At 40.1% G+C, this 22,031-nt stretch carries 23 protein-coding genes, 2 tRNA genes and 1 pseudogene; 24 read left to right on the top strand and 2 right to left on the bottom strand.

The window, feature by feature from the left end; translation table 11 throughout:
* The first annotated feature begins 3 nt into the window (after positions 1-3).
* The 24 genes and pseudogenes from M44_RS29200 (at position 4) to M44_RS00425 (ending at position 21,228) form a co-directional block, all read left to right on the top strand.
* Positions 4-465, top strand: coding sequence for a 3D domain-containing protein (locus tag M44_RS29200; RefSeq protein ID WP_337443970.1), 462 nt, complete (start codon positions 4-6; stop codon positions 463-465).
* A gap of 251 nt (positions 466-716) precedes the next feature.
* Positions 717-1,277 carry a ribonuclease M5 gene (gene rnmV / locus M44_RS00535; protein ID WP_010169578.1) on the top strand — a complete coding sequence of 187 codons (561 nt, stop codon included), beginning with the start codon at positions 717-719 and terminating at the stop codon, positions 1,275-1,277.
* Positions 1,274-2,158 carry a 16S rRNA (adenine(1518)-N(6)/adenine(1519)-N(6))-dimethyltransferase RsmA gene (rsmA, locus tag M44_RS00530; RefSeq protein ID WP_010169577.1) on the top strand — a complete coding sequence of 295 codons (885 nt, stop codon included), beginning with the start codon at positions 1,274-1,276 and terminating at the stop codon, positions 2,156-2,158. Before rnmV ends, rsmA begins: the two co-directional genes overlap by 4 nt.
* A 247-nt stretch (positions 2,159-2,405) precedes the next feature.
* Positions 2,406-3,296, top strand: coding sequence for a sporulation peptidase YabG (gene yabG, locus M44_RS00525; protein ID WP_153007726.1), 891 nt, complete (start codon positions 2,406-2,408; stop codon positions 3,294-3,296).
* Between the two features lie 196 nt (positions 3,297-3,492).
* Entirely contained in the window at positions 3,493-3,756 is a 264-nt protein-coding gene (veg, locus tag M44_RS00520; RefSeq protein ID WP_010169572.1) for a biofilm formation stimulator Veg, read from the top strand.
* Between the two features lie 162 nt (positions 3,757-3,918).
* Positions 3,919-4,092 (top strand): small, acid-soluble spore protein, alpha/beta type, encoded by a 174-nt coding sequence (locus tag M44_RS00515; protein WP_010169570.1) that lies wholly within the window; start codon positions 3,919-3,921, stop codon positions 4,090-4,092.
* A gap of 236 nt (positions 4,093-4,328) precedes the next feature.
* A complete protein-coding gene (ispE, locus tag M44_RS00510; protein WP_420167081.1) occupies positions 4,329-5,189 on the top strand; it encodes a 4-(cytidine 5'-diphospho)-2-C-methyl-D-erythritol kinase in 861 nt (286 codons plus the stop codon).
* A 62-nt stretch (positions 5,190-5,251) separates the two neighbouring features.
* Positions 5,252-6,085: a pur operon repressor gene (purR, locus tag M44_RS00505; protein ID WP_010169566.1), complete on the top strand. Its 834-nt coding sequence runs from the start codon at positions 5,252-5,254 to the stop codon at positions 6,083-6,085.
* An 18-nt stretch (positions 6,086-6,103) separates the two neighbouring features.
* On the top strand, positions 6,104-6,478 hold the full coding sequence (locus M44_RS00500; protein WP_010169564.1) for a RidA family protein: 375 nt from the start codon (positions 6,104-6,106) through the stop codon (positions 6,476-6,478).
* A 306-nt stretch (positions 6,479-6,784) separates the two neighbouring features.
* Positions 6,785-7,078: a septation regulator SpoVG gene (spoVG, locus tag M44_RS00495; RefSeq protein ID WP_010169562.1), complete on the top strand. Its 294-nt coding sequence runs from the start codon at positions 6,785-6,787 to the stop codon at positions 7,076-7,078.
* Between the two features lie 226 nt (positions 7,079-7,304).
* Positions 7,305-8,672, top strand: a complete 1,368-nt coding sequence (glmU, locus tag M44_RS00490; RefSeq protein WP_010169560.1) for a bifunctional UDP-N-acetylglucosamine diphosphorylase/glucosamine-1-phosphate N-acetyltransferase GlmU — start codon at positions 7,305-7,307, stop codon at positions 8,670-8,672.
* Between the two features lie 22 nt (positions 8,673-8,694).
* On the top strand, positions 8,695-9,654 hold the full coding sequence (locus M44_RS00485; RefSeq protein WP_010169558.1) for a ribose-phosphate diphosphokinase: 960 nt from the start codon (positions 8,695-8,697) through the stop codon (positions 9,652-9,654).
* Between the two features lie 150 nt (positions 9,655-9,804).
* A complete protein-coding gene (locus M44_RS00480) occupies positions 9,805-10,449 on the top strand; it encodes a 50S ribosomal protein L25/general stress protein Ctc (protein WP_010169556.1) in 645 nt (214 codons plus the stop codon).
* 86 nt (positions 10,450-10,535) lie between these two features.
* Complete coding sequence (gene pth, locus M44_RS00475) at positions 10,536-11,093, top strand: aminoacyl-tRNA hydrolase (RefSeq protein ID WP_010169554.1); 558 nt, start codon at positions 10,536-10,538, stop codon at positions 11,091-11,093.
* A gap of 77 nt (positions 11,094-11,170) precedes the next feature.
* Complete coding sequence (locus M44_RS00470; protein WP_010169552.1) at positions 11,171-11,401, top strand: anti-sigma-F factor Fin; 231 nt, start codon at positions 11,171-11,173, stop codon at positions 11,399-11,401.
* Positions 11,402-11,512: 111 nt separating this feature from the next.
* The gene (gene mfd / locus M44_RS00465; RefSeq protein ID WP_010169550.1) at positions 11,513-15,058 is read left to right on the top strand and encodes a transcription-repair coupling factor; all 3,546 of its coding nucleotides are present in this window, start codon (positions 11,513-11,515) and stop codon (positions 15,056-15,058) included.
* A 231-nt stretch (positions 15,059-15,289) separates the two neighbouring features.
* Positions 15,290-15,826, top strand: a complete 537-nt coding sequence (spoVT, locus tag M44_RS00460) for a stage V sporulation protein T (RefSeq protein WP_010169549.1) — start codon at positions 15,290-15,292, stop codon at positions 15,824-15,826.
* Between the two features lie 119 nt (positions 15,827-15,945).
* Complete coding sequence (locus M44_RS00455) at positions 15,946-17,523, top strand: putative polysaccharide biosynthesis protein (protein WP_010169547.1); 1,578 nt, start codon at positions 15,946-15,948, stop codon at positions 17,521-17,523.
* An 8-nt stretch (positions 17,524-17,531) separates the two neighbouring features.
* Positions 17,532-18,982 (top strand): annotated as a pseudogene (gene yabN, locus M44_RS19450) (bifunctional methyltransferase/pyrophosphohydrolase YabN).
* Positions 18,983-18,996: 14 nt separating this feature from the next.
* On the top strand, positions 18,997-19,266 hold the full coding sequence (locus M44_RS00445; RefSeq protein WP_010169545.1) for an RNA-binding S4 domain-containing protein: 270 nt from the start codon (positions 18,997-18,999) through the stop codon (positions 19,264-19,266).
* A 77-nt stretch (positions 19,267-19,343) separates the two neighbouring features.
* Positions 19,344-19,655, top strand: a complete 312-nt coding sequence (gene yabP / locus M44_RS00440) for a sporulation protein YabP (RefSeq protein WP_010169543.1) — start codon at positions 19,344-19,346, stop codon at positions 19,653-19,655.
* Positions 19,652-20,281, top strand: a complete 630-nt coding sequence (yabQ, locus tag M44_RS29695) for a spore cortex biosynthesis protein YabQ (protein ID WP_010169541.1) — start codon at positions 19,652-19,654, stop codon at positions 20,279-20,281. The genes yabP and yabQ overlap by 4 nt, the downstream gene beginning before the upstream one ends.
* 11 nt (positions 20,282-20,292) lie before the next feature.
* On the top strand, positions 20,293-20,679 hold the full coding sequence (locus M44_RS00430) for an FtsB family cell division protein (protein ID WP_010169539.1): 387 nt from the start codon (positions 20,293-20,295) through the stop codon (positions 20,677-20,679).
* A 90-nt stretch (positions 20,680-20,769) separates the two neighbouring features.
* The gene (locus tag M44_RS00425; protein ID WP_010169537.1) at positions 20,770-21,228 is read left to right on the top strand and encodes a S1 domain-containing RNA-binding protein; all 459 of its coding nucleotides are present in this window, start codon (positions 20,770-20,772) and stop codon (positions 21,226-21,228) included.
* A gap of 619 nt (positions 21,229-21,847) precedes the next feature.
* Here M44_RS00425 and M44_RS00415 read toward each other — a convergent pair.
* Positions 21,848-21,919: transfer RNA gene (locus M44_RS00415), tRNA-Glu, on the bottom strand.
* A 14-nt stretch (positions 21,920-21,933) separates the two neighbouring features.
* Positions 21,934-22,010 (bottom strand) — tRNA-Met (locus M44_RS00410).
* Between the last annotated feature and the right edge of the window lie 21 nt (positions 22,011-22,031).

Below are 22,031 nucleotides of genomic sequence, written 5' to 3'. Positions count from 1 at the left end.
AAAGTGAAAAAAGAATACGAAGTCATTAAAGAAAATGGCAAAGAAGTAGACCGCAAACTTGTGACGGAAGAAGTTGTAGAGAAAGCAGAAGATAAAATTGTTGCCGTTGGAACAAAAGTTGTGACAGCACAAGTGTCTCGTGGGACCACATCTTCATCCGCACCATCATCAAGTGCTCGTGAGTTTTATGTGAGTGCCACAGCGTATACCGCTTTTTGTAACGGATGCTCTGGGGTAACTGCGACAGGTATTGATTTAAGAGCAAATCCAAATTCCAAAGTAATTGCTGTTGATCCGAGTGTTATCCCATTAGGAACCAAAGTTTGGGTGGAAGGGTACGGCTATGCCGTTGCTGCTGACACAGGATCAGCGATTAAAGGAAACAAGATTGATTTATTCTTTTCTTCTAAGTCAGATGCATTAGCGTTCGGGCGAAAGAATGTCTTAATTAAAATCCTAGATTAATAGGTTAAAAGGGAAACAGGAGGCTTATGTCTCCTGTTTTCTTTTTGGATATATTCTATACTGTTGTGGGCTTCCGCTCCAATCCACTACTGAGGATGATCGTAAATCAACAATCCAGATAGAACAAAGCTTCTTTTCAAAATGATACAGAGAAATCAAGGACTAAAAGGAGGAACTTGCGCTTTTTAGTGTAGAATGAGTATGATAGTGAGGATACCAACGAAAAAGAGTAAAGTAAGTAGGCGTTTATAGTGAAAATTAAAGAGATTATAGTAGTAGAGGGTAAAGATGATACGGTTGCTGTGCAGCAAGCAGTGAACGCAGATACGATTGAAACGAATGGATCTGCCATTTCATCTGAAACCATTGAAAAGATAAAACACGCACAAGAAAAAAGAGGGGTCATTATTTTGACGGACCCTGATTATCCAGGGCAGAAGATCCGCAAAACCATTGAACAGGCTGTACCGGGATGCAAGCATGCCTTTATTCCACGAGAGGAAGCGTACGGACGCAACCGAAAGGGAGTAGGGGTGGAGCATGCGAGTAAAGGAAGTATTCAGGAGGCCTTACGGCACGCATTAACGATGGAGGCACCCACAGAATCATTTATTACCAAAGAAGATTTATTAGATGCCGGTTTGGTCGCAGGACCTGGCTCCAAGGCAAGAAGAGAGCGATTAGGCACTAAGCTACGTATAGGGTATACAAATGGGAAACAGTTATATCAGCGATTAACAATGTTTCAAATTTCTAAAGAAGAATTTAGTAGTGCTGTACAAGAAATCATCGAGGAGGAACAAGCTGAGTGAAGGATATTGCTACACCGATACGAACGAAAGAGATTTTACAAAAACATGGATTTTCTTTTAAAAAGAGTCTGGGACAGAACTTTTTAATCGATCCCAATATACTTCGAAATATTACGGAAGCTGCAGGATTAACAAAAGAATTCGGCGCAGTGGAAGTGGGCCCTGGGATTGGGGCCTTAACCGAGCATTTAGCTAGGAGTGCGAAGAAGGTTGTGTCGTTTGAAATCGACCAGCGTCTAGTGCCTATATTAGAAGATACACTATCTCCATATGATAATGTTGAAATTATCCTACAGGATTTCTTAAAGGCGGATGTGGAATCAGTATTACGCGAACAGTTTTCTCCAGATGACCCACTCATGCTGGTGGCTAACTTGCCGTATTATATTACGACACCCATTATTATGAGAGTGCTACTTGAACGCTTGCCGATCGATCGTATTGTGGTGATGCTTCAGAAAGAAGTGGCTGATCGTATTTCTGCCAAGCCAGGGACGAAGGAATATGGTTCTTTATCGATTGCCATCCAATACTATACGGAAGCGGAAACGGTGATGATTGTACCGAAAACGGTCTTTATGCCGCAGCCTAATGTAGATTCAGCGGTTATACGTTTAACGAAACGAAAAGAACCTATTGCTAGGGTAGAAGATGAAGATTTCTTTTTTACCGTAACGAGAGCGTCTTTTGCCCAGAGAAGAAAAACGATTCTGAACAACTTGTCGTCTCAGTTAGTAGAAGGAAAAAACAAAAAGGATCTACTTGTTCAGTGTCTAGAGAGCGTAGGAGTGGATCCTACGCGCCGAGGAGAGACATTAAGTATTGAAGAGTTTGCTGAACTAAGCAACGCTCTCTACCCGCATTTTAAAGAGAATATCTAGTATATTGAGCCTTCAGATATCCATTTGGAGGCTTTTTTTGTTTTGTAGGGTAGTTAAAAGTGGGTGAAGCTTGAACAAATAGAGTGGTATGTAGGTGCTGCTTTGTAGGGGATGTTTAGAACTTTGACTAGGCTTTTAGAGATAAAGTCAGACTTCACTCTCTTGGGGTAAAAGGTTCCATTCACTTCTCCTCCCTTTTACGCATAAAGTAGAAAGAAAAGAATTTGGGATAATGGTCCAACTGGAGATGAGGAAGGTGACAATAAAGCTTCATTCAGTCGTTGGAAGACGATCTTATGATAAAGATATAGTGTTTCGGGTTATTGAACTGAAAAAAATAGACGGGAAAGAGTTTGCGATATTGTACGGTGAAGACTATCGCCTAATAGCGGATGCACCGCTTGAGGATTTAGTCGAGATGGATACAAGAAGTGTCCATGCGAAAGCGAAGGAACTGAAGAATTTAGAGGAGCAGTCCTTTGAGTTGTTTCAGCAAGATAAGCGATTACTCCTTGAAAGGGAGCAGCATATTTCTACAAAAGGGTACACGGAACATTCACCTTATTTTCAAGTGCCTGGAAAGGTTCTTCATTTAGACGGAGATCCTCAGTATTTAAAAAAATGCTTAGATTTGTATGAAAAAATAGGTGTTCCTGTACATGGGTTCTACTGCAATGAAAAAGAGATGCCAAATGAAATAGGAAAGCTATTGGATTATTACCGTCCTCAAATAGTAGTCATTACAGGTCACGATGCTTATTCTAGGTCTAAAGGAAAGAAGACGGACCTTCAAGCGTATCGTCATTCTGCCTATTTTGTTCAAACGGTGCTTGAGGCTAGAAAGAAATTTCCACATTTAGATCAGCTTGTTATTTTTGCGGGAGCTTGTCAGTCACACTTTGAGTCTCTTATCCACGCAGGTGCTAATTTTGCAAGCTCTCCTACACGTATTAATATTCATGCATTAGATCCTGTTTATATTGTGTCTAAAATAGCTTATACGCCTTTTAAAGACCACATAAACGTGTGGGAAGTCGTTCGGAATACCTTAACGGGAGATAAAGGACTTGGTGGCATAGAGTCAAAAGGTGTATTAAGGACAGGGATGCCGTACCATTCAATAGGTGAAGAAGAGTAACGTTAGGCCGATAAATAGATCTATCGGCCTTTTTACATAGGAAAAAAAATCTGGGATATACTAAGTATGTTGAAATTGACAAGAATTTGTAGAAGAAAAAACGTTGACAAAATTTTATTTTCCTTGTTAAAATTAAATATTTATTTGTACGTTTTTTTGTATCCGTGTTACACTATAATTAGTGAGGTGGAGCGAAATGCCAAAAACTCTAGGCGATATTAAAAAAGCACTCGATTCTAATCTTGGAAAACGACTCTTACTAAAAGCAAACGGGGGACGTCGTAAGACCATCGAACGAACGGGAATTCTTTCTGAAACGTATCCTTCTGTTTTTGTAGTGGAGCTAGACCAAGAAGAAAATGCTTTTGAGAGAGTTTCATACAGCTATGCCGATGTCTTAACTGAAACAGTTGAGTTAACATTTTACGAAGAAGCACCAGGGAACGTTGCAATGACATAATGCAATTCGAAAAAAGTAGAGAACAGCAGGTTGATTTGTAGCCTTTTGCTCTCTGCTTTTTTCGTTTGCTTTGGATGGTTGGTAAAAGACCCAAGAATTACGCTAATGAATTCTTAAATAATGAAGAAAACTAAAGGTAGTGGCACAGAAAGGGTTGATAAGATGAGCAGACGAAAAGGTGTTCTTTCTTATAAAGTAAAAGAAGAGATTGCGAAAGAACTCGGCTTTTATGATGTTGTCGAAAGAGAAGGTTGGGGTGGTATTACAGCCCGAGATGCTGGTAATATCACCAAACGTGCCGTTGAAATTGCACAGCAACAGCTGATGAACCAATAACTAGTTTGATCTTTTTATTACCATACCATGCCACTAAAAGCTGAACCTTTGAGTTCGGCTTTTCTTTTCTATATAGAGGAACTGCTCCTACTGGTGGTTCTGTGCACCTCATTTATTGAACATTCTAATGAAATTACCATGAAGATGTACAGGCAGTTACGATTTAAGAAGAAAAGTGGTAAAATAAAGACAATTATTAGAGTGATGAGAAGAAGTAGGTGTTTGTATTGAAGCTTATGGTAAAAGCTCCAGCGAAAATTAATTTATCCTTAGATGTACTACATAAAAGGCCGGATGGATTCCATGAGGTTGAAATGGTCATGACGACGATTGATTTAGCGGATCGAATTGATCTGCAAGAATTACCACAGGATGAAATTCGTATTTTATCTCATAATCGCTTTGTTCCTGATGATGGTAGAAACTTAGCTTATCAAGCAGCAAAGCTATTAAAAGAGCAGTATCAAATTAAACAAGGTGTTTCTATTTCCATTGATAAGGTTATTCCAGTTGCAGCTGGCTTAGCTGGTGGAAGTAGTGATGCAGCTGCTACGCTACGCGGTTTGAATCAGCTGTGGAATCTTGGGATATCTCAAAATGAACTTGCAGAACTAGGCTCAAAAATAGGTTCAGATGTTTCTTTCTGCGTACACGGAGGCACGGCGCTAGCGACAGGTAGAGGTGAAAAGATTCAAGAGTTACCTGCCCCGCCTAATTGTTGGGTCATCTTAGCAAAGCCGACTATTGGTGTATCGACGGCGGACGTATATAAAAATCTTAAGCTAGATTCTGTTAGTCACCCCCATACAAAAGGAATGATTCAAGCACTAACCCTAAGCGATTATGACATGATGTGTGATCAATTAGGAAATGTATTAGAGAGCGTGACACTCACCATGCATCCAGAGGTTGCTCAAATTAAAGAACAAATGCTAAGGTTCGGCGCAGACGCTGTACTAATGAGTGGAAGTGGGCCAACTGTGTTTGGAATTGTCGAGTATGAGTCAAAGGTACAAAGAGTATATAACGGATTAAGAGGATTTTGTGATCAGGTCTTTGCTGTTCGTATGCAGGGTGAGCGAAACTCTCTTGTATAAAACCGTATATTAGTGTTATATTATCTATAAATTATTCGGTTTTACAGGAGGCGACTAGACTAGTGAAATTTAAACGAAGTGAACGGTTAGTCGATATGACGTATTATTTAGTGAAAAATCCTTTTCAACTGATTTCCTTGTCTTACTTTGCTGAAATATATAATGCAGCTAAATCATCCATCAGCGAGGATTTAGTGATTATTAAAGCGACGTTTGAAGAACGTGGAATAGGAACCTTACAAACAGTACCAGGAGCTGCTGGGGGCGTTCGGTTTATTACTCGCCTTCAAGAGTCAGAAGCAAGGGAATTAATTGAAGACTTATGTGAGCAGTTTGGAGCGGCTACTCGGTTGTTGCCTGGTGGTTATCTCTATATGACGGACCTGCTCGGGGATCCTAAAACATTAAATAAAATGGGCAAGCTCTTAGCAAATGCCTTTCACCAAAAAGATATCGACGTCATTATGACCGTGGCAACAAAAGGTATTCCAATTGCTCATGCAGTAGCTAATCATTTAAATGTTCCTGTGGTTGTAGTGAGAAGAGACAGTAAAGTAACGGAAGGATCCACGGTTTCTATTAATTATGTGTCTGGATCATCCAAACGAATTCAAACGATGGTTTTATCTAAGAGAAGCTTAAAAGAAAATGCTAATGTCTTGATCGTGGATGATTTTATGAAGGCTGGTGGAACGGTAAACGGCATGAAGAGCCTTCTTGAAGAATTTTCTGCGAATGTCGCGGGGATAGGTGTGTTAGTTGAATCCGAAGAAACGAAAGATCGCTTAGTTGATGATTATGTCTCGCTGGTGAAATTAACAGAAGTGAACGAAAGAGAAAAAACCATTAAAGTTTCTTTAGGAAATTACTTTGAAACAAAGCAAGAATTCTTATAAGAAGGGGTGTCTAATAAGATGAAGGCGATTCATACTGACCTAGCTCCAGCAGCTATTGGTCCATATTCGCAAGGAATTATCGTGAATAACATGTTCTATAGTTCAGGGCAGATCCCTTTAACGAAGGATGGCGACCTTGTAGGGGAGTCTATTAAAGAACAGACGCATCAAGTAATGAAGAATTTGCAAGCGGTTTTGGAGGAGGCAGGTGCAAGCTTTGAGACAGTTGTGAAAACGACTATTTTCTTGAAGGACCTGAACGATTTTCAAACAGTGAATGACATTTATTCGACTTATTTTTCTACTCATAAACCAGCGCGTTCATGTGTGGAAGTATCTAAGCTTCCGAAGGATGTTTCTATTGAAATTGAAGTCATTGCTTTAGTGAAATAATGGTGGTATAAAAAAAGACCTATAAAAGGTATAAAATGTAGAAAAAAAGACAAGGTTGGTAGTGTGATTTGAACCTTGTCTTTTTTTAATGCTTTAGCGCGATCATTTTAGTAAAAACAGGTAGAAATATATGAAAATCGGCCATGTTGAGTTTACCAAATATAGTATTTTGGGTAGATTGAACGGTATATTTACCTATTTTTCGTTAATTTTTTTTTAATTTTTTTAACGATAAAGAAGGAATATTGAAATTTTTATGGAATATAGTTAAAGACATTTCATCTAGAAAAAAAGGTGGTGAACAAAATGGAAGTAACTGATGTAAGATTACGTCGAGTAAATACGGATGGTCGCATGCGTGCAATTGCGTCAATTACATTAGACAATGAATTTGTTGTTCATGATATTCGTGTGATCGATGGCAACAACGGTCTATTTGTCGCGATGCCAAGCAAGCGTACTCCTGATGGAGAATTCCGCGATATTGCTCACCCAATTAATTCTACTACACGTGGGAAGATTCAAGATGCTGTTCTTGAAGAATACCATCGTTTAGGAGAGCTAGAGGGGATGGAATTAGAAGAAGCCGGTGCCTCCTAATAGAATCGTTTGCAACTAGAGCCTGCTTCTAGAAGTATGGCTCTTTTTTTATTAAGTTTTTTTCTACCTTAATCCCTTCCCCATTTACCCCAACATCCCCATCTTAAACATTTATTCCCATTTCATAAAGAAATTCAATTCGGTAGTTTCATATGTTGTCTTGAAATCAAGGAGGTTTTAGGATATAGTCTTTAATGGATAAAAAGGTTACTGGAGGCCTAAATTAATGAATCGATATGCTATTATTCTGGCAGCAGGTCAAGGAACTCGAATGAAATCTAAGTTATATAAGGTATTGCACCCAGTTTGTGGAAAACCAATGGTTGAACACGTTGTGGATCAACTATCTTCTTTAAGTATAGATCAAACTGTAACAATCGTAGGGTTTGGTGCTGAGAAAGTTCAATCATACTTAGAAGGTAAAAGTGATTTTGCTCTTCAAAAAGAACAGTTAGGAACGGCTCATGCCGTTATGCAAGCAGAAGAACTGCTACAAGATAAAAAAGGAATCACTCTCGTCATTTGTGGGGATACCCCTCTAATTAAAACGTCTACAATGGAAGCGTTAATGGAAGAGCATACCAAGCTGGGAGCAAAAGCCACTGTCCTAACAGGTTATGCTGAAGACCCAACTGGCTATGGGCGCGTCATTCGTAATGAAGACGGTCATGTAGAGCGCATTGTGGAGCAAAAAGATGCTTCTGAAGCAGAAAAGAGTGTAAAAGAAATTAATACGGGTACATACTGCTTTGATAATGAAGCACTATTCCAGGCGCTTAAAAAAGTAAAAAATGATAACGCACAGGGTGAATACTATCTTCCAGATGTTATGGAGATCTTGAAGTCAGAAGGACAAATTGTCGCTGCCTATCAGACCTCTGATTTGGAAGAAACTCTAGGGGTTAATGACCGAGTAGCTCTTTCTCAAGCAGAGACCATTATGAGAAAACGAATAAATGAAGCTCATATGAGAAACGGTGTAACTATTATTGACCCAGCATCCACTTATATTGAAGCGGATGTACAAATTGGGAAAGATACAGTTATTCTTCCAAACACTTATATTCAAGGTCTATCAGTGATTGGAGAAGATTGTTTGATCGGACCAGGAACTGAGATTAAAGCATGTAAAATAGGTAACGCTACGACTATTAAGCAATCTGTTGCACATGACAGTGAAATTGGGGATGAGGTTACAATTGGGCCATTTGCCCATATCCGTCCAGCTTCAAGTATTCATAATGAAGTAAAAATAGGAAACTTCGTGGAAGTGAAGAAATCAGAGATGGGTCCTAAGAGTAAAGCATCTCACCTAAGCTATATTGGTGATGCAAAGGTTGGTTCTGATGTGAATCTAGGATGCGGCTCTATTACCGTGAACTATGATGGGAAAAATAAGCATCTAACCACGATTGAAGACGGAGCGTTCATTGGATGTAACTCTAATCTAATAGCACCAGTTACCGTTGGTAAAGGAGCCTATGTAGCAGCGGGATCAACTGTTACAGAAGATGTTCCGTCTGAGGCGTTAACTATAGCAAGAGCTCGTCAAGTGAATAAAGAAGATTACGTTAAAAATCTTAACTTAAAGTAATAGTTGGAGGGGTCAATAACAAATGGAAAATCAGTACCAAAATTCTAAGCTAAAGGTCTTTGCTTTGAATTCAAATGTAGAGCTGGCGAAAGAGATCGCAAGCGAAGTCGGTGTAGAGCTTGGTCAATGTTCGGTAAAACGATTCAGTGATGGTGAGATTCAAATCAACATTGAAGAAAGTATTCGCGGCTGTGATGTATTCGTTATCCAATCAACAAGCGCTCCAGTGAATGAGAACCTAATGGAGTTATTAATTATGATTGATGCGTTGAAACGTGCGTCAGCAAAAACCATTAATATTGTTAATCCATATTACGGATACGCTAGACAAGACCGTAAAGCACGTGCTCGTGAACCAATTACAGCAAAACTAGTAGCAAACCTATTAGAAACTGCTGGTGCTGATCGTGTGATTACTTTGGACTTACATGCCCCGCAAATTCAAGGATTCTTTGATATTCTTATTGATCACTTAATGGGTGTTCCAATCTTAGGTGATTACTTTGAAAGTAAAGGTTTCATAGATGAGGATGTAGTCATTGTATCTCCAGACCACGGTGGTGTAACACGTGCGCGTAAGCTTGCAGAGCGTCTTAAAGCACCGATAGCTATTATTGATAAACGTCGTCCAAAGCCAAATGTTGCTGAAGTGATGAATATCGTAGGTCATATTGATGGTAAAAAAGCGATTCTAATCGACGATATTATCGATACCGCCGGTACGATCACGTTAGCAGCAAATGCTCTAGTTGAAAACGGTGCAAAAGAAGTGTACGCATGCTGTACACATCCTGTACTATCAGGGCCTGCTATTGACCGTATTCATAACTCTCAAATTAAAGAGCTAGTGGTGACAAACTCTATTGCCCTTCCAGAAGAAAAGAAAATAGAAAAACTTGTACAGTTAAGTGTTGCTCCTCTAATCGGTGAAGCGATTATCCGCGTATTTGAAGAGCAATCTGTAAGTACTTTATTCGATTAATGATAGGAGACTATCCAAAGGTTTTTCATCTTTGGATAGTCTTTTTTTTATAGCTCTTTCCACACATTTCATTTTCTATTGTTTAGACCGGTTCTATTTGGGGAATTTTAATAGAAAGGCTTATTTATTCAGTAGAAAGGTGGAGTACATATGTCAAACCAATTGACGGCTACAAAACGAGAAGGGTTCAAGCGTTCTGATTTAACAAGCTTACGAAATCAAGGGAGTATCCCTGCGGTAGTATATGGGCATAAAATGGATTCAACCTCTATTATGATTGATGAACCTTCTTTCATTAAAACCATGAGAGAAGTTGGAAGGAATGGTATCATTAATCTATTAGTTGACGGAAATAAAACGCAGGTAGTCTTAACAGATTATCAACGTGACCCAATTAAAGACGAAGTGGTTCATGCGGACTTCCTAGCGATTAACATGTCTGAAGATATGGAAGCAAGCGTAAGAATTGATCTAGTAGGAGATGCTGCAGGTGTGAAAGATGGTGGCGTTATGCAACAACCTCTTCATGAAATATCTGTCACGGCAAAACCACAAGACTTTCCAGATAGCATAAAAGTAGATGTGGAGAATCTTCAAGTAGGGGAAACGATTACGGTAGGAGATATAAGACAGCAATTCTCTTACGAGCTAAACCTAGAAGATGATGTAACGGTCGCTTCGATTCTAGCGCCAAGACAAGAAGAAGAAATCAACAGTGGTGAAGAACAAGAGGGCGGTCACCCTACAAATGAGGAAGGTAGAGAAACCGAGCCTGTTGGTTCTGATGAAGAATAAATAACGAAAAAAATGGGCTTAACCTTTTGTGGTTAAGCCCATTTTCGTATAGACTAAAGATAATGTAACAAGAGAGGTGTATGTAGTTGAAGCTAATAGTTGGCTTAGGAAATCCTGGGGCTAAGTTTGATGGAACACGCCACAACATTGGATTTGAAGTAATTGATGAGCTCGCCAAACGATTTAATGTAGCTCTAGATCAATCTAAATTTAAAGGAGTCTATTCCATCGTTCGTCATGAAGGGGAGAAGTTTATCTTATTAAAGCCTCTCACTTACATGAACCTATCAGGAGAGAGTATTCGTCCACTTATGGACTATTACGATATAGATATAGAAGATCTGGTTGTCATTTATGATGATCTTGATCTTCCGGTTGGCAAGCTACGTTTAAGACAAAAGGGAAGTGCCGGCGGACATAATGGAATGAAGTCGACGATTGCTCATTTAGGCAGTCAGCAATTCAACCGAATTCGACTCGGAGTTGACCGTCCACCTTCAGGAATGACCGTCCCAAACTATGTTCTAGGGAAATTCACAGCAAGTGAACAGCCGTTAGTTGAAGAAGTTGTAAAGGCTTCCGCAGATGCTTGTGAAGCCTGGTTGAAAGAACCATTTTTATCTGTTATGAATAAATTTAATTAGGCTTTCCTCTATGAATAACACATCCCTTTTCCGTTCATACTATAAAAAGAAGTATGGACCGGAAGGGGGATTAGAGCATGGCGATACACTATACGTGCAGACATTGTGGAACTCATATTGGTTCGATTCAAAACATGTCTATTCACTCAGAAAAACTAGGTCTTCAAGCATTAAATCAAGAAGAACGAAATGAGATGGTTTCCTATACTGATGATGGGAATATCATGATACAAGCCATATGTGAAGATTGCCAAGAATCTCTAGAAAGAACACCTGATTATCATCTTTTAGATTTTCTCATTCATTGATAGCATGCTTTGGAAACAAAAAGATGGGTCCAAAGCGTTTTTTCTATTGATATACGATTCATGATTCTTTTGATCGTGCTTGCAGAAGGGGAGGAGCACAAGTTGCATAAAATGATTTCATTGCTTTCTGAAAAGGAAGATGTACAATCCATTGTTTCGGGGATTCAAGAAGGCTTGCATGAGCAACTCATTGCAGGCCTGTCTGGCTCTGGGAGAAGTTTATTTATTGCTTCTGTTTTTAAGGATACTAATAGACAAACTGTTGTGGTTACTCATAATCTATTTCAAGCTCAAAAGCTGCAGGAGGATTTGATTGCTCTTTTAGGGGAGGAGTCTGTTTATCTTTATCCAGCGAATGAGCTTATTGCTGCTGAATTAAGTATTTCAAGTCCTGAGTTGAAAGCACAGCGGATCGATACGCTATATCATATGGCTTCTGGCCATAAGGGAATCTATATTGTTCCAATGGCAGGGATTAGGAAACTGTTGCCACCAAAAAAAGAGTGGGAAATGTTCCAAATCACGTTAACGGTAGGAGAGGATATTAACGTATCCTCCCTATTAACATCTTTAGTTCAAACTGGGTACACACGTGCTGATATGGTTAGCGCCCCAGGAGAATTTAGCGTTAGAGGAGGAATTATTGATATCTATCCTTTAACAAGCACTGATCCTGTACGTATTGAACTCTTTGATACTGAGGTTGATTCTATTCGTACGTTTTCAGCAGAAGATCAACGATCGATTGATAAGCTTCAAACGGTCCTTATCCCCCCTGCAACAGAGCTTGTTTTAACCTCACAAGACATTGCAAGGCTAGGGGATAAGCTTGCAACAGAGCTTGCGCTAAGTTTAAAAAAGCTGAAATCGACGAAAGCAAAAGAGAAATTATCCCAAAATATTGGATATGACTTAGAAAGATTACGAAATGGTCAGTTACCAGATGATTTATTTAAGTATAGTAGTTTAGCGTACGAAGAGCCGAGTAGTTTGCTAGATTATGTTGCTTCAAACGGGATTGTTATCTTTGATGAGTACAGTAGGATAGGAGAAATTAATCAGTCTCTTGAAAAGGAAGAAGGAGAATGGTTTACCAGCTTACTTGAAGAAGGAAAGATTGTCCACAATGTAACCATTTCCTATTCGTTAGAAAAAGTAAAGGCCCTATGTGAACAAACAAAGATTTATATGTCGTTATTCATGAGAAGCATTCCGCAATCTTCTCCGGAGAATATTGTCAATCTTTCCTGTAAGCCAATGCAGAACTTTCACGGACAAATGCATGTATTTAAAGCAGAAATTGAACGTTGGAAGAAAACAGGGACAGCTGTTTTACTTTTGATTCCGACAAAAGAGCGGCAAACAAAAGTTCAAAGAATGCTAGAAGAATATGAGATTCATACTACAGTATTAAGTGAAAATGAAGCCTTTCAATACGGCATTGCTCAGCTTGTCGAAGGTTCTTTACATAGCGGTTTCGAGTTGCCGCTTCAGAAGCTCGCCGTCATCACAGAAGAAGAGCTGTTCAATAAAAAAACGAAAAAAGCTCCTGCAAGAAGGCAGAAGCTTTCAAACGCAGAGCGTATTAAGAGCTACTCAGAACTAAAGGTAGGCGACTATGTTGTTCACGTTAATCACGGGATAGGGAAGTATTTAGGAATCGAAACGCTCATGATTAACGGGGCACATAAAGACTATTTGCATCTTCGCTACCAAGGAACAGACAAATTATATGTTCCAGTAGAGCAAATTGATCTTGTTCAGAAATATGTTGCATCTGAAGGCAAAGAACCAAAGCTGTATAAGCTTGGGGGTAGTGAATGGGCAAAGGTTAAACGAAAAGTTGAATCCTCTGTTCAAGATATTGCCGATGATTTAATTAAGTTATACGCAGAGCGCGAAGCGGCGGTCGGCTACGCCTTTAATCCAGACGGAGAAATGCAGCGTGAATTTGAATCGTTGTTTCCATATCAGGAAACGGAAGACCAAACACGATCTATTCAAGAGATTAAACGGGATATGGAGAAATCTCGGCCGATGGACCGTCTTCTTTGCGGAGATGTGGGATATGGAAAAACAGAAGTGGCCATTCGTGCTGCTTTTAAAGCAATTGCGGATGGGAAGCAGGTAGCCTTTCTCGTACCCACGACCATCTTAGCTCAACAGCATTATGAGACGATGAAGGAACGTTTTCAAGATTTTCCGGTCAATGTCTCTTTACTCAGCCGCTTTAGAACACGCAAGCAACAAACAGATACCATTAAAGGGTTAAAGGATGGTAGTGTGGATATAGTGGTTGGAACCCATCGCTTATTATCAAAGGAAATTGGATACAAGGATTTGGGATTATTAATTATTGATGAAGAGCAACGATTTGGTGTGACCCATAAGGAGAAAATTAAGCAGCTTAAAACGAATATTGACGTGTTAACCTTAACAGCTACCCCTATTCCAAGAACGTTACATATGTCGATGCTTGGGGTGCGTGATTTATCAGTCATTGAAACACCACCAGAGAACAGGTTCCCGGTTCAGACGTACGTTCTTGAATATAACGGAGCTCTCGTACGGGAAGCGATTGAAAGAGAATTAGCTAGAGAAGGACAGGTATTCTTCTTATATAACCGGGTAGAGGATATCGAGCGCAAGGCAGACGAGATTGCGATGCTTGTTCCAGAGGCAAGAGTGGTATATGCACACGGGAGAATGACCGAGAATGAGTTGGAATCGGTTATATTAAGCTTCTTAGAAGGAGAAGCAGATGTATTAGTGACGACCACTATTATTGAAACGGGTGTGGATATTCCTAATGCGAACACTCTAATCGTACATGATGCGGATCGTATGGGTCTCTCGCAGCTGTATCAGCTGCGTGGACGCGTCGGACGGTCAAACCGCGTGGCCTACGCTTACTTTACGTATCGGAAAGATAAAGTATTATCAGATGTTGCAGAGAAACGACTTCAAGCGATTAAAGAATTTACAGAGCTTGGCTCAGGCTTTAAAATTGCGATGCGCGATTTGAGTATCCGCGGAGCAGGAAACTTATTAGGAGCAGAGCAGCACGGCTTTATTGATTCTGTTGGCTTTGATTTGTACTCTCAAATGCTAAAAGATGCGATTGAAGAACGTAAGAGCGTATTGAAGGAAGACAAATCGATGAAAACAACTTCACCTAAAGAATCAACGTCAGCGTTTGAAGTAGAGGTAAGTCTAGACGCCTACATTCCTGAATTTTATATACCTGATGGAAAGCAAAAGATTGAAATGTATAAACAAGTGCGAGCTCTTTCTACGGAAGAAGAGGTAGAGGAGCTTAAAGAAATTTTGATTGACCGATTCGGAGAATATCCTGAAGAAGTATCGCTTCTTCTTCAGATCGCTGAAATGCGTATTTTTGCAGTCGAGTCGAAGCTGCAAACGATAAAAGATGAAAAAGGAAAAGTAACCATCTATATGACAGAAGAGGGTACCAACTCAATTGACGGTAGTAAGGTGATGGAGCTAACGACTCTTAAACACGGTAGAGATGTGGAGCTGCGTTTAGAAAGCAACCAACTGCAGGTATCCATTAAGACGAAGGGTGTTAAACCTAAAGAATGGTTTGAAAAAGCCTACGATATTGTAAAAAATTTAAAACATGCCAAGCGTGACTAATCTCGCAGCTATCAGATGATACGTTTTAACCACTAGAAAACGGGTAAAGTCTCTATGTATTCTAATATGGAAAGTTCACCCTGTTGTAGTAGATTTATGTAACATAGAGAAAAAACGTTGTTAGTGTATATTCATGGGCGATTGAAGGATACTAATTTCAATCTTGGAAATTGATTCAAGAGATACAGAATCCTTTCCATTTATCATCTGATGAAAGTGAGGCAACGTAAGATGAAAGCAACTGGTATTGTTCGTCGAATTGATGATTTGGGACGTGTAGTAATTCCGAAGGAAATCAGAAGAACACTTCGTATTAGAGAGGGTGACCCTTTAGAGATCTTTGTCGATCGTGAAGGGGAAGTTATTTTAAAGAAATATTCACCAATCAGTGAGTTAAGTGATTTTGCAAAAGAGTACGCAGAAGCCTTGTATGATAGCTTAGCAAGTCCAGTCATGATATGTGACCGAGATGTCATCATTGCTGTTGCTGGTGGTTCAAAGAAAGAGTATTTAAATAAAAGCATCAGTGAATTGCTAGAAAAAACAATGGATGAGCGAACATCCGTATTGAATACGTCAAAATCTACGGTTTCACTTGTCGATGGGTTTGATGAAGAATTACATGCCTATACGGTAGCTCCAATTGTAGCGAACGGAGACCCAATCGGTGCAGTGGTTATTTCTTCAAAGGAAAGAACTCTTGGAGAAGTAGAGCAAAAAGCTGTGGAAACAGCGGCTAGTTTCTTAGCAAGACAAATGGAATCATAATAGGAGAGAGGGTTGTTCATCGTTATAGATGGACAACCTTTTTTCATGCCCCTCTCCCCTTCTTTTCTTCCTAAATATGCTATAATACCAAGTAATTCTATTGATAAGAGGGTTTGAATATGCATGATTCTAGGAACTACTTGAAAGGAGCGCTGATCCTTACCGTAGCAGCCCTTGTGACGAAAGTGCTCAGTGCCATCTACCGAGTTCCTTTTCAAAATATAGTAGGGGATACTGGATTCTATATTTATCAGCAGGTGTATCCTTTTTATGGGGTACTCATCGCGTTATCTACCTACGGCTTCCCCGTCATATTCTCAAGAATGATAGCCGAGCGAATAGAGGATGGCGACCAATATGGAGTTTCCCAAGTCTTGAAAACAGGCTTTTGGTTGCTGCTTGGGATGGGATTACTTGGGTTTTCTTTCTTATTTTCCTTTGCCCCTTTTATTAGTAAAGGAATGGGAGATCCCCACTTAACTCCTCTCATCCAAATGGTATCCATTTCATTCTTGTTTCTCCCTTTTTTGTCTCTATGGAGAGGTCTTTTTCAAGGGAAAGGGAATATGATACCGACCGCGGTTTCGCAGGTGCTAGAACAAATCGTCCGAGTCGTCACCATTTTACTTCTATCGTATCTTGCTGTAGCCTCAGGGCGTTCCTTATATGCTGCTGGAGAAGGAGCATTATTTGGGTCCGTAACTGGTGGATTAACAGGCATGCTTGTCTTATTCTTTTTTACATACAAAGAAGGCATGTTAAAGCATTCTTACGCCTCACTAGATATCCGTTTAATGAAAGAGATTCTCGTCAACGGAACGTTTATCTGTATAAGTGGAATGTTGCTCGTACTTTTACAGCTAGTCGATGCCTTTAGTGTCTATCCCATGCTTTTAGAAAGCGGTATAGACGAAGCCATTGCTAAGATAGAAAAAGGTGTCTACGACAGAGGGCAGCCTCTTATTCAGTTAGGAACGGTTGTAGCTACGTCACTATCTTTAACAAGTGTGCCGCTGCTATCAGGTGCTTTTAAGCGCGGAGAGAATCGTGAGGTGAACCGGTATATTATACTAGCCATAAAGGTAAGTATAGTCATAGGGTCGGCAGCTGCTGTTGGACTTGTGAATGTGATAGAGGTCACAAATATTACATTATTCTCTACCAATAAAGGATCTAATGTACTTGCTGTATTCGTCATCAGTATCTTGTTTAGCTCGATCATTTTAACAGTATCAGGGGTTTTACATGGTATTGGTAAAATATATACTCCAGGAATCTTCATTCTTTTAGGAGTAGTATTCAAATATGCTTGTAACACCGTATTAGTTCCAAGATTGGGAACAATGGGTGCATCCATAGCAACCGTTTTGGCGTTAGGCTTGATTAGTGCGTGTCTTGTTTTCTCAATTCGTAAAATATTTGACGTTCGCGCCTTCTCCAAAGCGTTTTTTATCGATGGGATGATTGCACTCTTTCTCATGACGTTAACCATACAAGCCTGGTTGTTTGTTCTAAGTGGAATAGGTGCACCAGATGACCGATTACTAGCTGTATTCAAAACATTTACTAGTGTTGCGTGGGGAGCTAGCATATTTGCACTGGCTATGATAAATAGCCGTATATTTGAAGAGGGAGAAATAGAACTCCTCCCACTTGGAGATCGATTAAAGAAACTCCAATGGAAACGAGAAAGGTGATGAATTCCATGAATAAAATTGACGTCATAGGGCTAGGCTCAGGAGATTTAGACCAACTGCCGTATGGAATCTATAAACGATTAAAAGAAAGCTCTCACGCATATCTTCGTACGAAAGAACATCCTGTTGTAAGAGAGTTAGAAAAGGAAGGTTCGAGTATGAATCATTCGATGCCGTCTACGAAGAACACGATCAGTTTGAAGCGGTGTATGAAGCAATCGTTCAAACATTAATCAAAAAGTCTGAAAAAGGGCCTGTTTTATACGTGGTACCAGGGCACCCATTAGTAGCCGAGCGTACCGTTCAATTACTAATAGAGGCGGAGCGAAATGGAGAAATAGAGCTGGGGATTCTAGGAGGACAAAGCTTTTTAGATAGTTTATTCACCTCTGTAAAAGTAGATCCAATTGAGGGCTTTCAGCTAGTAGATGGAACGAACTTACATCCAAGCAGCATTTTACCCACTCAAAATATCTTTGTTGGACAAGTGTATGATGCAATGGTTGCTTCTGAAGTAAAGCTGGTGCTACTTGAGAAATATCCGTACGATCATAAGGTGAAGCTCGTCACCGCTGCGGGAAGTCGAGATGAAGTGATAAGAGAAGTTCCACTGTACGAAATGGATCATCATGCAGAACTTAACAACTTAACCAGTTTATTCGTACCTGCTCTCACAAAAAAAGAGGAATTGTATAAAGAATTTGCTACGTTAAAAGAGATTATCTCGACACTCAGAGGGCCAAATGGTTGCCCGTGGGATCGAAAGCAAACCCATGAATCATTAAAAAAGTACCTTCTAGAAGAGTCATATGAGTTAATAGAAGCAATTGACCAAGATGATATTGATGGCATTATTGAAGAGCTGGGTGATGTTCTATTACAAGTCATGCTCCACGCGCAAATCGGTGCAGATGACGGGATGTTTGATATCACAGATGTTATAGAAGTCATCAGTGAGAAGATGGTAAGGCGACACCCTCATGTATTTGGCGATGTAAGCGTAAAGGACGCAGATGAGGTCACGTCTAACTGGGACGAAATTAAAAAGCAGGAGAAGTCGTCAAACGTAAGCTCAATTTTAGACGGGAAAAAGGGGTTACCTCCTCTTCAACAAGGGTATGAATTTCAGAAGGAAGCGGCTAAAGTTGGATTTGATTGGGAAGATCCTAAAGACGCCTGGGAAAAAGTAAAAGAAGAGCTAGCAGAATTTGCACAAGAATGGGAGCATGGAAATAATGAAGACCTCCAAAAGGAATGGGGAGATGTGGTCTTCTCGCTAGTGAATGTAGCAAGAATGCTCAACATCCATCCAGAGGAAGCGTTAGTTCAAACAAACTTGAAATTTAAACATCGATTTCAGTACATAGAACAAGCGGTAGCTGGACGAGGTCAAACATTAACAGACCTATCATTAGAACAATTAGATGCTCTATGGAATGAGGCAAAGGGGAGAGAATAAAGAGTATGGAAACGATGAGATTAGATAAATTCTTAAAAGTATCACGTTTAATCAAAAGAAGAACACTTGCAAAAGAAGTAGCCGACCAAGGAAGAATTACGATTAATGGGAATGTGGCAAAAGCAAGCTCCACTGTAAAAGTAGGTGACGAGCTTCAGGTACGCTTTGGTCAAAAAGTGGTAACCGCTAAAGTGGAAAGCCTTAAAGATACAACGAAAAAAGAAGATGCAGCTTCTCTTTACACGATTGTAAGTGAGGAAATGGTCAAGGAATTAGAAGGATAACCTTTTAGTTCTATCCTGATCCAACATCACATACACTTAGTACAAAAGCTTGTACTTTAGAGATGTGGGGGATAGCAATGACTCAATATTATGGTGATCAAAATCAACCTAACCATTCAAAGGTAGCGGTCGAGCACGATGTTGTGATGAGAGGACGAAGGTTATTAGAGATAACTGGGGTAAAACAAGTCGAAAGCTTCGATAACGAAGAATTTCTCCTAGAAACAGTCATGGGATTCTTAGCTGTTCGCGGTCAAAATTTACAAATGAAAAATCTAGACGTCGACAAAGGCTTGGTTTCCATTAAAGGAAAGATCTTTGATATAGTCTATCTGGATGAGCAGAATGAGGAGAAAGCTAAAGGTTTCTTTGGCAAGTTGTTCCGATGACCCTCTCAACACAATTCTATACGATGCTTTCAATGATCTTAATGGGTTCTCTTTTAGGGATGAGTTTAGACACCTACCAACGGTTTCTAAACCGTCCCAACCGGAACCGCTGGATTGTGTTTGTCCATGACCTATTGTTTTGGATTCTTCAAGCACTCGTTATATTTTACGTGCTGTACTTAGTTAATTATGGGGAAGTGAGATTCTATTTATTCCTCGCGATACTCTTGGGCTTCAGTATGTATCAAGCCTTGTTAAAGCGGTTTTATCTAATGCTACAGGAATCAGTAATCGATGGGGTCGTCTCAGTTTATCGTTTCATTGTAAAATTACTTACCATTCTAGTGTACAGACCTATAAGAGGACTCCTGCTATTTCTTCTCGCTACGATTCTATGGATTGGACGAGCCATCTGGAAAATTGTCGGGATGTTGTTCTTATTATTGTGGAAATTCGTGAGAATTTTTCTTTTACTCCCATTGAAGTGGATTTTTCTACAGGCGTGGAAACTTTTCCCTAAAACTCTTACAACTCGTGTCGATAACTTATATGAAGGAACAGGAAAATTTATCTTGAAAAAGAAGAAGGCTCTAGTTCATTATATAAGTAATAGGAAAAAGAAGTAGGAGGAACTTGAATGAGCTCCAGACGTAAAATTACAACGATGCAAAACGACTATGTAACGTACCGAGAACAACAATCTCATAAAAAATCTGTAAAGAAGAAAATGCTAGTAAGAAGATTACTAGTATTGTTCACTTTATCCGTAGCGATTATTGGTGCACTCGCAAATGTGTTGTTTTCAAGCTCTGGGACGCTTCAAGCAAAAAAAGAAGAACTGCAGGCTCAAAAAGAACAATTACAACAGGTAGAGTCGCAGCAACAAATGCTAGAAGAAGAGATTATCAAACTGAATGACGACGAATACATTAAAAAGCTGGCAAGGCGGGATTATTTTCTTTCGGATGAGGGAGAGATTATTTTCACCTTACCTAAAGACAAGGAAGAAACCTCCAATCCATAATAAGAGTTCGGTATGTTGACACGTATTTTAATCAAAGTCTATAATATATAGTAAGGTTATTTTCATTTTCTAAGGAGGAAACATTTTTTTATGTCAATCGAAGTAGGCAGCAAGTTACAAGGGAAAGTGACAGGTATTACAAATTTTGGTGCGTTCGTGGAGTTGCCAGAAGGTAAAACCGGTCTAGTTCACATTAGTGAAGTAGCAGATAACTACGTAAAGGATATTAACGATCACTTAAAAGTAGGAGACGAAGTGACAGTTAAAGTCCTTAATGTAGAAAGTGATGGAAAGATCGGCCTATCTATACGTAAAGCAGTTGACAAGCCAGAAAGACCGGACAGACCAGAAAGACCACGTCATGACCGTCCATCAGGTGGCGGACGTCCACGAGGCAATTCAAACCACAAGCAAGACCGCGCGGCACCAAGAGGAGAAACATTCGAACAAAAAATGGCTCGCTTTCTTAAAGATAGTGAAGACCGCCTTTCCTCTCTTAAAAAGAACACAGAATCTAGAAGAGGCGGAAAAGGAGCTAAAAGAGGGTAACTTGCTGTCCATTCTATATACAGGCTTACATGCGATATAAGCCACTTCAGCCAAGATCATTGTGTCTTGGTTTTTTTTGTGCTGGATTTTAGGTGTGCAGAGTAGGGGGAGGCTTGGGGGAGCCGCACGAGATTAGAGTAAACCCGCATGAGGATGAGGTTTAGCCGCACAAGAAAGTAAGAGTCGCACGAGAATGGGAGAAAGGCGCACCAAATGAGAAGGGAACCGCACTAGATTAGAGTAAACCCGCACGAGGATGAGGTTTAGCCGCACAAGAAAGTAAGAGTCGCACGGGAATGGGAAATAGGCGCACCAGAAGAGAAGGGGACCGCACGAGATTGGAGTAAACCCGCACGAGAAGAGGGTTTAGCCGCACAAGAAAGTAAGAGTCGCACGGGATTTGGAGATAGGCGCACCAGATGAGAGGAAAAGAGAACAAGAAGACAGTCCCACCCACGACAAACCTGCACGCAAAAAAATCCAAGCCACAAAATTTCGTTTAAAAAGCAGTCCCAACCGAGCTAACCTTTACTTCACAAAAGTACAATACCAAAAAACACACAAAAAAAAGAGAGAATTCCAGGCAGCTTGTACCTTCATTCTCTCTTTTTTATGCCGATGACCCGTACGGGATTCGAACCCGTGTTACCGCCGTGAAAGGGCGGTGTCTTAACCGCTTGACCAACGGGCCGAAACGCAAAAATATGGTAGCGGCGGAGGGGATCGAACCCCCGACCTCACGGGTATGAACCGTACGCTCTAGCCAGCTGAGCTACACCGCCATAAATTATGTTTTAAAGCAC

Source organism: Bacillus coahuilensis m4-4, assembly GCF_000171615.1.
GTDB classification, from domain to species: domain Bacteria; phylum Bacillota; class Bacilli; order Bacillales; family Bacillaceae_K; genus Bacillus_T; species Bacillus_T coahuilensis.
Note: the sequence above shows the minus strand (reverse complement) of the source record. Positions and strands in the feature narration are given on the sequence as shown.

Bases quoted from the DNA above. Each gene is read 5' to 3' on its own strand.
- yabG (WP_153007726.1), top strand. From the start codon at position 2,406: ATGAGGAAGGTGACAATAAAGCTTCATTCAGTCGTTGGAAGACGATCT.
- veg (WP_010169572.1), top strand. From the start codon at position 3,493: ATGCCAAAAACTCTAGGCGATATTAAAAAAGCACTCGATTCTAATCTT.
- M44_RS00515 (WP_010169570.1), top strand. From the start codon at position 3,919: ATGAGCAGACGAAAAGGTGTTCTTTCTTATAAAGTAAAAGAAGAGATT.
- ispE (WP_420167081.1), top strand. From the start codon at position 4,329: ATGGTAAAAGCTCCAGCGAAAATTAATTTATCCTTAGATGTACTACAT.
- M44_RS00500 (WP_010169564.1), top strand. From the start codon at position 6,104: ATGAAGGCGATTCATACTGACCTAGCTCCAGCAGCTATTGGTCCATAT.
- spoVG (WP_010169562.1), top strand. From the start codon at position 6,785: ATGGAAGTAACTGATGTAAGATTACGTCGAGTAAATACGGATGGTCGC.
- glmU (WP_010169560.1), top strand. From the start codon at position 7,305: ATGAATCGATATGCTATTATTCTGGCAGCAGGTCAAGGAACTCGAATG.
- M44_RS00485 (WP_010169558.1), top strand. From the start codon at position 8,695: ATGGAAAATCAGTACCAAAATTCTAAGCTAAAGGTCTTTGCTTTGAAT.
- M44_RS00480 (WP_010169556.1), top strand. From the start codon at position 9,805: ATGTCAAACCAATTGACGGCTACAAAACGAGAAGGGTTCAAGCGTTCT.
- M44_RS00470 (WP_010169552.1), top strand. From the start codon at position 11,171: ATGGCGATACACTATACGTGCAGACATTGTGGAACTCATATTGGTTCG.
- mfd (WP_010169550.1), top strand. From the start codon at position 11,513: ATGATTTCATTGCTTTCTGAAAAGGAAGATGTACAATCCATTGTTTCG.
- spoVT (WP_010169549.1), top strand. From the start codon at position 15,290: ATGAAAGCAACTGGTATTGTTCGTCGAATTGATGATTTGGGACGTGTA.
- M44_RS00455 (WP_010169547.1), top strand. From the start codon at position 15,946: ATGCATGATTCTAGGAACTACTTGAAAGGAGCGCTGATCCTTACCGTA.
- M44_RS00445 (WP_010169545.1), top strand. From the start codon at position 18,997: ATGAGATTAGATAAATTCTTAAAAGTATCACGTTTAATCAAAAGAAGA.
- yabP (WP_010169543.1), top strand. From the start codon at position 19,344: ATGACTCAATATTATGGTGATCAAAATCAACCTAACCATTCAAAGGTA.
- yabQ (WP_010169541.1), top strand. From the start codon at position 19,652: ATGACCCTCTCAACACAATTCTATACGATGCTTTCAATGATCTTAATG.
- M44_RS00430 (WP_010169539.1), top strand. From the start codon at position 20,293: ATGAGCTCCAGACGTAAAATTACAACGATGCAAAACGACTATGTAACG.
- M44_RS00425 (WP_010169537.1), top strand. From the start codon at position 20,770: ATGTCAATCGAAGTAGGCAGCAAGTTACAAGGGAAAGTGACAGGTATT.